General features: G+C 58.5%; 13 protein-coding genes. 4 read left to right on the forward strand and 9 right to left on the reverse strand.

Features of this window, described 5'->3' with window-relative positions:
• Nucleotides 1–36: 36 nt before the first annotated feature.
• The 3 genes from ACJO5Y_RS10595 to ACJO5Y_RS10605 are packed head-to-tail and all read right to left on the reverse strand — an operon-like array spanning nt 37 to nt 1,572.
• Nucleotides 37–366, reverse strand: coding sequence for a TfoX/Sxy family protein (locus ACJO5Y_RS10595; protein WP_406987064.1), 330 nt, complete (start codon nt 364–366; stop codon nt 37–39).
• Nucleotides 366–1,169: an SDR family oxidoreductase gene (locus tag ACJO5Y_RS10600; RefSeq protein WP_406987065.1), complete on the reverse strand. Its 804-nt coding sequence runs from the start codon at nt 1,167–1,169 to the stop codon at nt 366–368. Before ACJO5Y_RS10600 ends, ACJO5Y_RS10595 begins: the two co-directional genes overlap by 1 nt.
• 25 nt (nt 1,170–1,194) lie before the next feature.
• On the reverse strand, nt 1,195–1,572 hold the full coding sequence (locus ACJO5Y_RS10605) for a hypothetical protein (protein WP_406987067.1): 378 nt from the start codon (nt 1,570–1,572) through the stop codon (nt 1,195–1,197).
• Nucleotides 1,573–1,678: 106 nt separating this feature from the next.
• Between ACJO5Y_RS10605 and ACJO5Y_RS10610 the strand changes: the two genes are divergently transcribed.
• Complete coding sequence (locus tag ACJO5Y_RS10610; RefSeq protein WP_406987069.1) at nt 1,679–2,542, forward strand: DUF72 domain-containing protein; 864 nt, start codon at nt 1,679–1,681, stop codon at nt 2,540–2,542.
• Nucleotides 2,543–2,567: 25 nt separating this feature from the next.
• Here ACJO5Y_RS10610 and ACJO5Y_RS10615 read toward each other — a convergent pair whose 3' ends face one another.
• From ACJO5Y_RS10615 to ACJO5Y_RS10625, 3 genes are read right to left on the reverse strand one after another with little or no spacing between them, the layout of a single operon-like run.
• A complete protein-coding gene (locus ACJO5Y_RS10615; RefSeq protein WP_406987071.1) occupies nt 2,568–4,667 on the reverse strand; it encodes a WD40/YVTN/BNR-like repeat-containing protein in 2,100 nt (699 codons plus the stop codon).
• A gap of 23 nt (nt 4,668–4,690) precedes the next feature.
• On the reverse strand, nt 4,691–6,322 hold the full coding sequence (locus ACJO5Y_RS10620; RefSeq protein ID WP_406987072.1) for a toxin-antitoxin system YwqK family antitoxin: 1,632 nt from the start codon (nt 6,320–6,322) through the stop codon (nt 4,691–4,693).
• A 30-nt stretch (nt 6,323–6,352) separates the two neighbouring features.
• Nucleotides 6,353–8,722, reverse strand: coding sequence for a hypothetical protein (locus ACJO5Y_RS10625; RefSeq protein WP_406987074.1), 2,370 nt, complete (start codon nt 8,720–8,722; stop codon nt 6,353–6,355).
• Between the two features lie 201 nt (nt 8,723–8,923).
• On the opposite strand from ACJO5Y_RS10625, the gene ACJO5Y_RS10630 reads away from it, so the two are divergent.
• Entirely contained in the window at nt 8,924–9,667 is a 744-nt protein-coding gene (locus tag ACJO5Y_RS10630; RefSeq protein WP_406987076.1) for a substrate-binding periplasmic protein, read from the forward strand.
• On the opposite strand, the gene ACJO5Y_RS10635 is transcribed toward ACJO5Y_RS10630, so the two are convergent.
• The 3 genes from ACJO5Y_RS10635 to ACJO5Y_RS10645 form a co-directional block, all read right to left on the reverse strand.
• Nucleotides 9,642–10,184: a Crp/Fnr family transcriptional regulator gene (locus ACJO5Y_RS10635; protein ID WP_406987077.1), complete on the reverse strand. Its 543-nt coding sequence runs from the start codon at nt 10,182–10,184 to the stop codon at nt 9,642–9,644. The genes ACJO5Y_RS10630 and ACJO5Y_RS10635 overlap by 26 nt on opposite strands.
• An 83-nt stretch (nt 10,185–10,267) precedes the next feature.
• Nucleotides 10,268–10,591 (reverse strand): hypothetical protein, encoded by a 324-nt coding sequence (locus ACJO5Y_RS10640; protein ID WP_406987079.1) that lies wholly within the window; start codon nt 10,589–10,591, stop codon nt 10,268–10,270.
• A 53-nt stretch (nt 10,592–10,644) separates the two neighbouring features.
• Entirely contained in the window at nt 10,645–12,351 is a 1,707-nt protein-coding gene (locus tag ACJO5Y_RS10645) for a BamA/TamA family outer membrane protein (RefSeq protein WP_406987081.1), read from the reverse strand.
• A gap of 125 nt (nt 12,352–12,476) precedes the next feature.
• Here ACJO5Y_RS10645 and ACJO5Y_RS10650 point away from each other — a divergent pair, with 125 nt between their 5' ends.
• Both ACJO5Y_RS10650 and ACJO5Y_RS10655 read left to right on the forward strand, forming a co-directional pair.
• A complete protein-coding gene (locus tag ACJO5Y_RS10650) occupies nt 12,477–13,136 on the forward strand; it encodes a DUF2238 domain-containing protein (RefSeq protein ID WP_406987083.1) in 660 nt (219 codons plus the stop codon).
• Nucleotides 13,137–13,181: 45 nt separating this feature from the next.
• Nucleotides 13,182–13,751 (forward strand): NnrU family protein, encoded by a 570-nt coding sequence (locus ACJO5Y_RS10655; RefSeq protein WP_406987084.1) that lies wholly within the window; start codon nt 13,182–13,184, stop codon nt 13,749–13,751.
• Nucleotides 13,752–13,789: the final 38 nt, after the last annotated feature.

Below are 13,789 nucleotides of genomic sequence, written 5' to 3' on the forward strand. Positions count from 1 at the left end.
GACTCACTCACTTGAATATTTATGCCTTTACAGGCCTTAGGTTTTACCACGCGCCCGCAAGGCGGCCTCATACGAACGACGGGCCCAGATGGCCGCCTGTTCCGGGTCTTCCAGGACGTCGTCCGGGGCAAGGTAGTAGGACATTTTGACCACCTTGCCGCCCTTGTCGTACTCGAAGGGCCCCAGGCCCTCGCGCTCGAAGTCGCCCACGTTCTCCCCATCGGCTTTCAGGTATAGGGCATCATCGGCCACCAAAGCGAACATCAGGCCCTCATGGTAGATGCCATAACCACCGAACATCTTGCGGATGGTGATGGGGCCGAAGTGCCGGAAGACTTCGTGGAGGTGATCGGTGTATTCGCTCATCAGTTTTTCCGGTTCTGCATCCTGATAATCCGGAACAGCGCATTCGGTGAGATCCGCTTGATCCAGAGCGCAGCCATTTCTTTGCCCTTGCCTACCGGAATCTCCCTTCTCTTCGCTTTAAGGCCCTTGAAGATCACATCGGCGCATTCGTTCACATCCATGCCGCCGGCGATATCGTCATCTTCCTGACCAAAGGCCTTGCCGTCGCCGGCCAGGGCATTACGGGAGATGTCCGTCCGGATGAAGCCCGGGGTGATGGTTGAAACGTGAATGCCCTGCTCTTCCACTTCCGCCCGCAAGGCGTCAAAGAAGCCCATGACGGCGTGTTTGGCGGCACAATACCCCGTGCGCTGAGGCACACCCACCTTGCCAGCCACGCTGGCCGTCACTGCCAGGTGGCCGCCACCACGCTCCAGCATGTGTGGCAATACCGCTTTGGTGAGAGCGATCTGGCCCATCACGTCCACATCCATCAGTTTCTGATAGACCGACATATCGGTATCTTTGCATAACGAACGCTGGGACACCCCGGCATTATTGACCAGCAGATCAATGCCACCAAAGGTATCGAGCACGCACTGAACCGCAGCCGGCAAGCCTTCCCAATCTGTCACATCCAGCGGCAACACCAGTACCTGGTCAGCGCCAAGCCCCGCTTCACGGCAACGCGCGGCAACCCGCTCCAGTTCACTTTCCCGACGGGCAGAGAGTACAAGGCGGGCACCGTCCCGGGCGAACCGGACTGCCAATGCCTCACCAATGCCCGAGGACGCTCCGGTGATCCAGATGGTTTGAGTCGGCATGACTAATCCTCTTTGATTGTTATTGCTACGGATCGATTAACCCGGACTGCGGCACCAGGCAACTCATCATGGTGATGGACACATCCCGAAACACCGTGTCAGAGGCGACGATGGCCGGAAACGCATCGTAGATCTCGCGTCGGCAGACAGAGGTTCGGGACTCGCCACGCTCAACACATTCCGAATACGCTTTGTTCCCTTTTTCTCCGTCAGATGCCTCTTCGCAAAGCGCGGGGATCTGGGTGACCACCCAGTCCACAACCTCACTGCGTTCCACCGGATCGGAAGCAAGGTTATCGAAACGACTGACATCGCCGGGGTCCGGCTTGTCCCGGGTTTGATCCCAGACGACAAATATCAGCGCCGCTGACACCAGTGTGATCGTAGCTATGGGGAATTTCATTAAGGACTTCCACTTTGAATACAACAGGCCACTATCATATATCATCAACGCCCTGATAGACTCCGAAGCCACCACAAAGACTTGCCGCACACCCTTCGAGCTGGCCATGACACAACCTTACTTCCTCGGCTGCCCGCAATGGCAACACCCTGCCTGGAGCTCGCAACTGCCACCCGGCCAAAGCCCGCTCGAGCGCTACAGCAAGGTGTTCAGCTGCGTCGAGGGCAACACCACCTTTTACGCCACCCCCAGCCAGGAACAATGCCGGCAATGGCGGGCTCAGGTGCCCGGAGACTTCCGCTTCCTGTTCAAGTTTCCACGTCGGATCACCCACGACCGGCTGCTCGCTGGGCCCGGCTCTGAGGTACGGGACTTTCTGGATATCCTCGCGCCACTCAACGACGTACTTGGCCCCTTTCTCGTTCAGCTTCCGGCATCGTTTGGTCCCGAACACCTGGACAATCTGTGGAGATTCACAGACGCCTTGCCCACGCCGCTCACCTGCACGGTTGAAGTTCGCCACCACGCCTTCTTCAGCAAGGGAGAAGCCGAGAAGACACTCAATCGCGGCCTGCGCGAGCGCAACATCGCCCGTGTAAATTTTGACAGCCGCGCGCTCTTTGCAGCGGCGCCGGACAATGAGGCTATCCGGGATGCCCAGCGGAAAAAGCCCAGAGTCCCGGTTCACCTTCTCCCTGTCGAGGCGCCCCCGGTAGTCCGCTATATAGGCCATCCGGACCTTCAGGCCAACCGCCCCTTCCTGGCGCCCTGGGTAGAGCGAGTGAGCACCTGGATTGAAGAAGGGAAGCAACCGTTTGTCTTTATGCACATGCCGGACAATGGCGATGCCCTGCCCCTGGCCCAGCTTTGGAATGAACTGTTAAGCAAACGGATGCCGGGGCTGGAGGCCCTGCGACTTGGCGAAGAGCTGCCGCAGCTGGGACTCTGGAGCACACCGCCCCACCCTTAGCGGCGCTACCGCCGGCAAGCCGAACTCAAAAGTTCTGACCCTGATCAGCAACGCCTGGGGCAGTCGTCAGCCGGTAAGCGTGAACTTCCAGATCTCCTGGTCCCCACGTCAGACCGCTTTCACTTAACCACGCATCAACCTCTGCCTGTAGCATGGCGGCGATGTTACTGCTGCCCGGCGCTCCATACACAATGGCCAGGGTTTTCACGCATGAGTAATCCGCCCAGTCGCCATACTCGCTGCGTTGGTAGCCAGACGGCGCGTCAGCGGAAAACCACTTCCAGTGTGCATTTTTGGCCACCGCATGGCTCCACTTTGCCTGCTCTGCCACTGTGAGAGTCTTCACCACCCCATCCAGGGTGGTGAGCTTTTCCTCCAGATCCGGTGTCCGGGCTGCCACTTCCTGTTCCTCGCAGCCGTAGGCCTGATCACCTCGGGTAACGGTGTAGAGGAAGTCCTCTCGTCCACGGAACTCATTGGCTTCAGAGTCCGAGGCATCAGCACTGTCCTCCTCGGAGCTCGCATCAACCACCTGCTCCAGACGCTGCCTCCATAGCCCCTGCACACTGAAGCTACGGTCCTCCCCGGGCTGTGCAAACAAGTCAGTCGCCAGCTGAGGCAGGGCGCTTGAACTCTCGTCCTCCCCGCTCTGCGGCAGGGTCACGAAGAACGATGTCGTGGCCAGGCCCGGGCCCACCAGTCCACCGTCAAGACCAGCCTGTTTTACTCGACGGACCAGGGCAATCCGCTCCGCGTCGTCGTATTCATCGCCGGTCATGTCCACCGGGAATCTCAGCGCTCTGCGGGACCCGCCGTGCATCTTTTGGATGTAGACTCCCTGTGACCACAGAGAATACACCTCAAGCCCGGCTTCCCCTTCCTCCAGGCGCTTGATCACCGTGCGGATGTCTTGATAGACCCCGGTGGTGAAAACCCCATGGGAGACCTCGCGATGCTCAGCCGGGGCCAGAGTCGCTTTCACCCATTGTTTGATACGTGGCTCGTTATCGGCATAGTAGGAACGCCGCTCATTATTCCATGCCAACAGCTGTCGGGTGAGCCAGCCGTCCAGCCTCTGCTGTACCCTCATTCGGCCCGTGGCGCCGTACTCGTCGCCCACAAACCGGTAATCCATGCCGTCGGACCAGCCAAGCCCCTGTTCACCGGCAACCACCAGGTTGCCATCGGCTCGTTCGTGAACCGCCAGAATGGTTCCGTGGGCCTGGGCTGTGTCAAGGTGGAATTGCTCCCCTGCCGGCGTCCGCTTCACCACAACGCCACTGCCGCCGCCCAGCACCACGCTTCCATCAGTCAGCACCCGACCGGCAAAATACGGCGCTTTACTGACCGACTCGACCTGCTGCCAGTTGGCCCCGGCATCGGCGCTCTCATAGATTTCTCCGCCCTCACCATAAACCAGCCATTTGTCGCCGCCAGAGAGCATCAGGATACCGTTCAAGGATCTGTAGCTGACCTGACCCAACGCCTCCCAATCATCTCCGTCATCGCCCTGCCGATAGACATTGCCTTCAGAGGACACCACCAGCGCCCGGCCTGCGGGTGTTACCGCCACTGCGTTCAGGTCCGACGGACGATAACGGTTGGGCAGATTCTGCCGGGACCAGGTCTCGCCTCCATCGCTGGTAACGATCAGAAAACCGTCCGCTCCCACAATGTAACCACGGCCTTCGGAACCAAATGCGATATCCAGCGCGACAAAATCCGGACTCTCCAGGCCTGCCGGAGGCCGTTGCTGCCAGCTGAGGCCGGCATCGTCACTGAACAGTACAGTACCGCGATGGCCCACTGCCCAGAGTTCTTTCTCCGAAGCAGAAGTGACCGCCGTCAGCAACCCGCTTATCCCGCTGTCAACGCTCTGCCAGCTGTCACCGGCATCCTTGGAACGCCATACCTGGCCAGCCTCGCCCACCGCTACCAGGGCGTCGCCAACATCGGCAATATCCAGAAAGATCTGTCGCTGGCCACTCTCTGCCGGCCATCCCGCTGCCTCATCCGTGATCACCGGGGCGGCATCACTCAGAAAGCCGTGCGCTTTTACCCACCACATGCCCGCCGCCAGCAGGAGGACGACAAGGGCTACAGTCAATATCCGAAAAACAGTCATTAAGTCCTTCCCTGAACGATAAATTAACGCAGGAACGAGGGCTGCTGTCCCCCGCCCGCTGATTCCAGACTGATGTTCGCTTCCTCTTCGCCGTGGCGGTAGGTCACCTTGCGGACAACCTGGCCGTCGTAGCCGGTTTCGATCCATTCCCCGTGACGCTCACCGGCCTGATAGGATTCCTTCGCAGTCATTCTGCCGTCTTTCGTGAAGCGATAGTGAAGGCCTTCGGGTTTGCCATTGATGTACTGGCCCCGGTGAAGTACCCGCCCATCGTCCGTGGTTTTGAGATAATCCCCGTGGGGTTCTCCATGACGGTACTCAGTGACTTCCCGATGGCCGAGGTAATCCCGTATGTTGGCGGGGCCATGGAGCTTGCCGTCCCGGTAGTTGGAGAACTCAATGCGCTCACCGGAGGCATCATAACTCTCCTGAAGACCATGCAACTCACCAGCCTTGTACCGCCGGGTAACGCGAGCCCCATCCGCAGCGGTTTCCTCCCAAAGGCCCGTTTTCAGACCGTTCTCGTAGGTGCCTTCCTTGCGAGCGCCATTGTCGGAGACTGTCAGGTGGGGGCCGTGTTTCTTGCCGTTCAGGTAATGCTCACGAATCGTACCGCTCCATCCGGATGTCAGCGCCAGGCCCTGCTTGCCGAACTCGTCAGTTTCCAAACGCTCGGTGAGCTCACCGTCAGCGTTGTAGACTTCCCGAAGCCGATAGTCGCCCCGCTTCTGTTCCCGGAAAGCGAGTTCCCCATTGTCATGAAAACGCTTTTCCGTACGCTCGGTTACCTTTCCGGAATCATCCAGAACCCGGTGGATATGACGTTTTTTGCCGCCATCTTCCCGGTAATACACATCGTCGCCCTCCGGTTTTCCCCGGTGATTACTGGCCACATAGGTACGTCGCACCTGACCATTGCTGTGGTAGTCAGTTTGCGGCCCGCGCTGGTATCCCTGGTCGTAGCGGTGATCGGTCAGTTGTACACCGTCCCGGAACGTACGCATGACTCCGTGTCGCTTTCCTTCCTCGTAGTGTTCCAGTCTCGTCAGCCGGCCCTGGGCATCAAACCAGCTCTGTTCCCCATGCCGCTGACCGTGCTTATAGTTGCGCAGGGACACTAGCTCACCGTCTTCGTACTCCGAAAAGGTGTCGTGATACTTGAAGTGATGAATGGTGAATTCCTTCACCAGGCGGCCTTCGGCATCGAAGTCCCGATAAGTGCCGTCGGCCAGCCCCCCGCCGATATACTCGCGCTGGCTTTTCAGTTGGCCGTTAGGGTGGTATTCCGTAAAGGTGCCGTGCTTGACCGGGTACAGGTTTCCGCAGTCACAGACTTCGTCACGCATGACGTAGTGGCCACTGGCTTTTTCCGACCCATCCTCGAACCACTCCCGGAAGTCGCCAAGCAGCTCCTGCTGGTACCACTCAGGGTGAGGAGTGGTACCCTCAAGCTTCATAGCGCCGGAGGCATAGTATATTTTGAGCCGGAAGCGCTCTCCGTCCGACTCCAGGGGCAGGTCGTAATACGCACTCTTCCGGTGTGAGAGGTTGTCCGGGTCGTAATAGGCGCCGTCACTGTTCAGCCATACCCGCAGGGCGGACTGGACCGAAGTGGCGACAAACAGAAGCAGAAATAGCAGTACAACGTGTTTCATGGTCTCATCCTGGACGTTCGGCCCGTATCCTTACGGCAGTGGCGGAAACTCGACATCAATCTGGCGGGACTCCTTCCCGGCCAGAACCGGAAAGGTCACTTCCTCAACTTCTCCCCAGAACCGGATCCGGCGGGAATCCGGCGCTGCCTCTTCCCCCTGGTACTGGTCCATCCGCGACAGGATCACCAGCGGTTGCTGGTCACCATTGCGGCCAATCAGCGGGTATTGTTCACCAAAGTACGAACCGGATCGCAACGCCTGTACCCGATCTATATCGTTGTACAGCTGCTCACTGATTTCGATGGTGAATGGATCCACTCTTTGCAGGAACTCGCTGTCATCTACCGGCTCGGTACGCACGTCAATCCGCGTCAGGCACTGGGCCTGCAGTGACACCTGCATGTCGTAGAAGAATCGGACGCCGTGTTCGGTAGCCAGAACCTGCTCGCTGTGGCCAAAACCTCCTGCGGATTTCAGGGAAAGGGGGCTGCCCTGGTGCTCAAGCGGCGAAAGCAACCTGACACTGCAGCGATTGCCCCCCTGGTCCGGCACCTGCACGCTCAGGCGGTTGTTCCCGGTGCCCTCGGCTGAAACGCTGCCCATGTCTATTTCGGCGAACTCGAAGGTAGGCACCTTGTATTCATCCAGCACCCGGGTACCCACTACCGGCCCGCCCTTCAGGGTCTTCCCCGCGCTTTGCACCGAGAACACCTCCCGGTGAGGCTCCATTGGCAGAACATGGATCATAAGAGAGCTGATCGGTTCGCGCGTTCTCACTTCAATAATGCGGTCGCTCCCCACCCACTCGTCGCCAAGCGGGTGCAGCTCAGGCCGAATAAAGCGGGTAAACGCCATGAAATCGGAATCACGGTCGGTTGCTTCAAGAAAATCGGAGCGCAACGGCTCCAGCACCGAGATGCTTCGGCGATAACCGAAATGGGTGATGGGCTCTCCATCGCTCCCCTGGGGCAATGCCGAGATTTGACTCCAGCGATCAAACGTTCCGTCGTCGGCGTGCGTCAGCTTTACCCTGGCCTGCTCGTTAGTCCAGTCCAGCACCTCCACCTGATATACGCCTGCATCACCAGCAATCACGCCCCCTGACCGATCGATCTCAAACGACACCAGTTCCCCGGGCACCGATAGGGCCAGATCGAGCTCAAGGCGATCGATAGCCTCCAGCTCCTGTGCGGACAACTGGCCCACCTGAAACGGATTCCGATCCCGGATCTCCTCCGTACCCAGCCCAGCCAGGGCCCCCGGGCGGAATCGCGGATTGACTTCGATGTCGGGTTTTATCGGGTTGTCGTCCTGATCCCACAAACTCACTCCGTGCAATGACCTAAGCTCCACAAAGCTGTCCATCATCACCTCATGAGCCAACTGCAGGCCGCTGTCCCGGCCGCCTGGACCCGGCGAAAACCAAAGCATGGTGTCTTGCAATCGCGCCAGTCGCTCATCCAGGGCATCAGTAACAAATGGCGGCACCATATAACGACGCATGTCGGGGTCATCCAGATTGACCGGAAGTCCATTCAGAGCATTGATGGCCCAGCCTTCCAGTACCTGATCAGTCACCTTCATCGGGTGGCCCTGCTGGTACATACTCAGATAGGAGGTAACCTCATAGGTTTGGTCTCCGTGGGACTGGCTCTGCCTGACCAATAGCCGGCCCTGCAAAGGCCAACCGGTGGCCCGCTCGAACACCAGGAAGCCGAGGCTACCGGGCTCGTCGTCGGCAACACCAGACTCCCTGAGGGTTACGGTTATCCGCTCCGGTGACAGCGCCACCACCTCATATTGCATGGCAGGCAGTTCTACAGCGCCACCTTCCAGCGGCTCTGACTGCCAGCTTAATCCCTTGCGCAAGGTTCCGGTCGGGAACTCCGGCTGGTACAGGCCCGCCAGCCCCATGGCTTTCCCCAGCTCACCGATGGCTTCGGGGGCGGAATCGGAGAGCTCCGAAAATGCGTCCATATCAGCGAACGAAAATTCCTGTAACTGGCCACGTTCGTCCACCACCTCATTGAGACCGGCACGCATCAATCGGGCGATCAGGTTCTCCCGTTCATCGTCGGGATTGATATCGTCGGTATCAAAAAGCACGCGTCGCCCATTGCCCATCAGCGCATGCACAACCGACGTGTTCAGAGACGCAGCACCATCATCCACTTTTTCTACGCGTGTATTAAGCACGTTTGAAATGGTCAGGGTCTCGGCACGGGCGTACCGGCCGCCTTTCTGGGGCTCAAGGTGAGTTTCGGAGGAAATAACGAAAGTGCGGGAGGTGCCCGGCTCCGGACTGAAGCTCAGGCGCTCCTGGGAGAGCCAGACCAATACCCCTGCAGACACTGCAGCAAAAACAATACAACCAAAGCCAATCGCAACCTTGCGAGACATGCTAATCGCCCCTCCGTGGACAAACTGCCAGATTCTTGAGAGCTGCATTGTAGCGTCTGCGCCCTGCTTTTCAATGACCCGACTGAATGTCACTGTGTTGTGAAAATGTAAAGAAGAGGATTCCGGCATGTCATGTTGGGTCCGCGTTCAATATCATACCGCGCTCCCAAAATACCGTAACCAGACAAGTGGAGTGGGTTCATGAAAGGAAAATTCGGGCTTGTAATGGCCCTGTTGATGATGGCCGGTTGTGCTACTGCCACCGAAGAACTGCGGATCTACACTGAACAGTATCCTCCTTACAACATGACCACCAACGGCCAGCCGTTTGCCCACTCGGAAAAAGACATTACCGGCCTCTGTACGGACGTGCTGAAGGCATTGGTGGAACAGGCCAACCTGGAATACAGCATCAAGCTCCGGGATCTCAGTTATGGTCTTAACCGCACCGAACGCCACCCGGACCACGGCATCTATTGCGTATCCAAAACAGAAGATCGTGAGCCGTCATTCAACTGGGTGGGGCCGCTGTCGTCCATCAAGTGGACGCTGTTCGCCAAGCCTGGATCGTCGATCGAGCTGAAAAATCTGGAAGACGCCCGGGAGTACCGGATCGGTGGCTATAAAGGCGATGTCATGACCGGCTACCTGGCTGACAAGGGCTTCAACGTGTCTGCCATCAGTAATAATGGCCTCAATGCCCGCCGCCTGGTTCAGGATCAGATTGATCTGTGGGTAGCGGACGGTCTGGCAGGCCCATACCTGGCCGCCGATTCTTCAGACGTGACCGATCTGGAACAAGTCCTGGTATTCCGTGAGACCCCCATGTACCTGGCGGTTCACAAAGATACGGACCCGGAGATTCTGCGTGCTTTGCAGGAAAGCTATCAGAAACTGGTTGAATCCGGGGAAAAGGATACTATTTCGCGGTCTTACGGTTTGTGACAGATGTGGGCGACGACAAATAGGCTGCATGCAGCTGATTGTCCTGCTCAGCCAATACGGTAGCCATGTTGATGATTGCCCGCGCCATGCCACGACCCAGATTTAACAGGATAACGCCGAAAGCTTCCGGGTCGCGCTGGTGCAGCTCTATGAACTGAGCGCAGCTGATCTCAAGCACGACCGAGTCCACATCCGCCGTCGTGCTGGCAGGGCGGTCCCTGAGGGCGATCATTGGCACGAAGCCCATGTCGTCGCCCGTTTCATGGCTGCGTGCGAGCGTCCACCCGCCATCACGCCTCGGCATGAAAGTATTCACCGTGCCGCTCAAGACAATATAGAAGGATTCGCTACGCTCACCGGCGCTATAAAGACGTTCTCCAGCGTCGAGCGCAATCACCCGCCCGCCTTGCATCAGACGCAGTATCACCTGGTCAGGAAGAGCGCCGAAGGTGGAGAGCTCACGAAAATAAGCGGGGCCCTGCGCCTGCCAGAACTCCAGGGCATCGATCTCGCGCATACGACTGCCACTCGGTTGGTTGGCCGCTCAATTCAGTATAGACCCACCCCGAGTGGGGCTCCAGCGCCGTGTAGCGGGTCAGCTCATCCGAAGTAATCCTGCATCCAGTCAAACAGGGTGTCTACATCCACATCGGACAATAGCATCTGTTTAAAGTCATTACCCACTTCATTATCCATCGTCACAAACTGGTAGAGCACCATCCCCGGTTGCCCATCATGCAGGATGAGCGTGATGCGGCGGCGGGTGCGCAGGCAGTCGATGGTCATGACATCGGCAGGGATACCGGAATCCCGCATGCCGCGGCGCACTTCCACCACCGGGTTAATATGCTGATGGACAGCCTGGATGCGGGCATGGGCATCACTGGCCATGTCGGACAGGGTTTTCAGTGGTTCTTCTGACATTGGCCGTGATTCTCCTCTCACTTGCAGGCTGGCAGCATGAAAGGCGTATTCTGCTAGAAGCGTGCCCTGCCCCGCAACAGTACCTGCATGTCATCAATGCTGTCATCCCCATCCAGCGGGAAAGCAAAATCCAGGTGCAGCATCCTATGGACCTCAATCCGGCTTGATGCCAGCCGCAGCCCAAAGCCCACGTCTTTCAGCACACCTTCATCCGGACCATTGTTCCGGCCATCATCGAACCAGGCTCGCCCCACGTCCGTGAACAGCACGCCGCCCAGGCGGAACAGCTTGAAGGGGTGCCAATCCGGGAAATAGCGCCGCTCGATTGTCCAGAGCGCCCGCCGGTTGCCCTGCTGATACTCGCTTGGGTAGCCGCGCAGGCCGTTATCACCGCCGATCAGGAGCTGCTGGTCCACGGTCAGGTTGTGGGCCGCTGTAAAAGACAGGTTGGTGTACCAACTGTTCCAGCGTACCGAACCGCCATGGAAGTACTCCACACTGAGCGTTCCCAACAGGTTCTCGACACGGCTCTCATCGAACCGCCAGGTGCCACTCTGGATGAACTCGTAGCTGGCGTAATTGTTTGCTGTGGCCAGCAGTGCGTCACGGAAATCCATGTTCAGCACAACGCGGTCCTCGGTGGCCCCGAGTCCGGGGGAGGAGTAGCCCAGCTCCGTGCGCCACACGAACCCGTCCCGAACGTCCTCCACCCGCTGCAGACGGGTCAGGTTTGTCATCTCCTGGAACCGGTTCTCGCGGTAGTCAAAGCCGATCCACGGGTAGCTCAGGGTCCGGTCTTCCGGTAGCACATCCAGTGCGGGCTCGTCCGGCAAGCGTTCAAAACCCAGGGCGTCATAGCGGTAACCGGCCAGCAGTCTCAGCTGTCGATTCTTGCGCTCCGCCAGCCGCCACCCCACATCAATACTGGCGTATTCACGGCTGCGACGGTAATCGGCGATGTCCTCCGCACCCACAAAACGGGACTCCTCGCGCACATCGTCCAAGCCGCTCAGCCCGACGCGCCAATCCGCCTGCTCGCTGTAGAACGGACGTTCCAGGTAGGCACTGCGACCCCGGCCATCGCTGCGCTTATCGTAGGCAAACCCACTCTGCCAGTGGGAGCCGAAAACATTCGGATCATCGAAATACACACTGGTTTCGGTGCGGTCGGTATCCCTCGTGTAGGACACCCCCACACTTTTTCCGGACCCCAGAAAATTCGGGTCCGACAGCCCCGTGTTGGTCGTGTTATCGCCGCCCGACCGCGAAGCCCCAACGGTGGGCAGCAGCGTCCAGGTATCCCGGACCAGAACACTCACTTCTACCTCATTGCCGCACACATGGGTCACACCGACCCAGGCGGCCGTCAGGTACTCCCGCTGACGGAGGAGACGTTCGGACTCGGCAATCAGGCCCGGTTGGTAGACATCACCCTCTTCAAATACCAACTGGGCGCGTAAAGCCGACTCCCACGTGGGCGTATTGAGCGCGTTCAGCATCCGGTAGAAAAAGTTGTCCTGTTCCGGATCACTGACATCGAAAATCGGTCGGCGAACAACACGAATCCGACCAATGCGGGCCCCCTCCGGAATCACCAGGTCACCCTGGCGCGCCAGCTGGTCCCGGGGCTGATCAAGATCAATCGCCTCCGGCTGAACTTCGCTGGCAATACAATTTTCTGTATGGGGCTGGGCCCAGGCTGACAGGCTGAGAAGAGATATCCAACAAACCAGCAGGGGGCGACACGTTCTATGCATCATCCAACTATAGCGCCTGTTCCTGCCTGCGTCAGTGAGAAGACATGTCTCGGGCCTATAGACATCGGCGTTATCAACCGTTCCGGGTATGTTAGGGTAAACGCTTTGATTTCTGGAACGTCCGGCCCATGCGCATCCGAATTACCCACCAAAGAATCACCATTGCATTGCAGCTGATTCTGCTGGCAGAGACAGTCTTCGCCATATGGGGTCAACGCTGGTTTACCGCGTTCCTGACCGCCATGATCATCGCGATCACTTTTTTCCCGGTGCTGTTTGAACGCAGGTTCCGCATTCACATCCCACCAGAACTGCAACTCGCGGCTATAGCGTTCGTGTTCGCATCCCTGTTCCTGGGCGAGATACGCGATTACTACACCCGATTCTGGTGGTGGGATATGGCATTACACACCCTGTCCGGCTTTTTGCTTGGCATTCTCGGCTTTCTGCTTGTACACATAATGAACGAGACTGAGAAAATTCAGGTCCACATGAAGCCGGGCTTTGTGGCCTTCTTCGCTTTCATGTTCGCTTTGGGCGTGGGTGCGCTGTGGGAAATAATCGAATTCACCATGGATTCCATGTTCGGCATGAACATGCAAAAGCCCATGCTGGGCGACCCATCCGGGCTGACGGATACCATGTGGGACCTGATCGTCGATGCCCTGGGCGCCCTGGTCATTTCGGTACTGGGCTGGCGCTATCTCAAGAATCCCGGTGCGCGATCATTCCTGGAACGCTGGATCGACGCCTTCATTGAGCGCAATCCCCGGTTTTTCAGGCCGTGAAGGCACAACGGCCCCGGTCAATAAAACAACAAGGAGCTATAGAAAATGACCACACTGATCGTAGGTTTGGTTCTGTTTCTCGGTCTGCACTCGCTGTCCATCGTCAACGAGCCGCTGCGTAATCGCCTGCAGGCCTCCCTGGGCGAGGCCGCGTTCAAGGGGCTCTTCTCGCTGGCCTCCCTGATCGGTCTGGTGCTGATCATCTGGGGCTATGGCGCCGCCCGCCTGGATCCAACCGTGATCTACACGCCGCCGGGCTGGCTCAGGCATCTCGCGATGCTGCTTCTGATTCCGGTCTTCCCGTTGCTGCTTGCCACCTACTTTCCCGGCAAGATCAAGGCAAAGCTGGGGCACCCGATGCTGGTAGCGGTCAAACTCTGGGCGCTGGCTCACCTGCTGACAAACGGCATGCTGCATGACGTGTTGCTGTTCGGCTCCTTCCTGGCGTGGGCGGTGGTCGACCGGATTTCCCTGAAACGCAGAGCCCAGCGGCCCATGGCCACGCTCCCGGCCAGCAAGGCGAATGATGCCGTTGCGGTTGTGGGTGGGCTTGCGGTGTATGTGTTGACGGTGTTCTGGGCTCACCAGTGGCTCTTTGGTGTGGCGCCGGTCTGATAAACACGTTCCTACATCCTGATCAGTGGCGTTGGGTT

It is taken from the genome of Marinobacter alkalisoli, assembly GCF_045449855.1.
In the GTDB taxonomy this organism is placed as follows: Bacteria; Pseudomonadota; Gammaproteobacteria; order Pseudomonadales; family Oleiphilaceae; genus Marinobacter.

Coding starts and splice junctions, on each gene's coding strand:
- ACJO5Y_RS10645 (WP_406987081.1), bottom strand. CDS start 12,351: ATGATGCATAGAACGTGTCGCCCCCTGCTGGTTTGTTGGATATCTCTT.
- ACJO5Y_RS10640 (WP_406987079.1), bottom strand. CDS start 10,591: ATGTCAGAAGAACCACTGAAAACCCTGTCCGACATGGCCAGTGATGCC.
- ACJO5Y_RS10600 (WP_406987065.1), bottom strand. CDS start 1,169: ATGCCGACTCAAACCATCTGGATCACCGGAGCGTCCTCGGGCATTGGT.
- ACJO5Y_RS10635 (WP_406987077.1), bottom strand. CDS start 10,184: ATGCGCGAGATCGATGCCCTGGAGTTCTGGCAGGCGCAGGGCCCCGCT.
- ACJO5Y_RS10615 (WP_406987071.1), bottom strand. CDS start 4,667: ATGACTGTTTTTCGGATATTGACTGTAGCCCTTGTCGTCCTCCTGCTG.
- ACJO5Y_RS10655 (WP_406987084.1), top strand. CDS start 13,182: ATGACCACACTGATCGTAGGTTTGGTTCTGTTTCTCGGTCTGCACTCG.
- ACJO5Y_RS10605 (WP_406987067.1), bottom strand. CDS start 1,572: ATGAAATTCCCCATAGCTACGATCACACTGGTGTCAGCGGCGCTGATA.
- ACJO5Y_RS10610 (WP_406987069.1), top strand. CDS start 1,679: ATGACACAACCTTACTTCCTCGGCTGCCCGCAATGGCAACACCCTGCC.
- ACJO5Y_RS10625 (WP_406987074.1), bottom strand. CDS start 8,722: ATGTCTCGCAAGGTTGCGATTGGCTTTGGTTGTATTGTTTTTGCTGCA.
- ACJO5Y_RS10595 (WP_406987064.1), bottom strand. CDS start 366: ATGAGCGAATACACCGATCACCTCCACGAAGTCTTCCGGCACTTCGGC.
- ACJO5Y_RS10650 (WP_406987083.1), top strand. CDS start 12,477: ATGCGCATCCGAATTACCCACCAAAGAATCACCATTGCATTGCAGCTG.
- ACJO5Y_RS10630 (WP_406987076.1), top strand. CDS start 8,924: ATGAAAGGAAAATTCGGGCTTGTAATGGCCCTGTTGATGATGGCCGGT.
- ACJO5Y_RS10620 (WP_406987072.1), bottom strand. CDS start 6,322: ATGAAACACGTTGTACTGCTATTTCTGCTTCTGTTTGTCGCCACTTCG.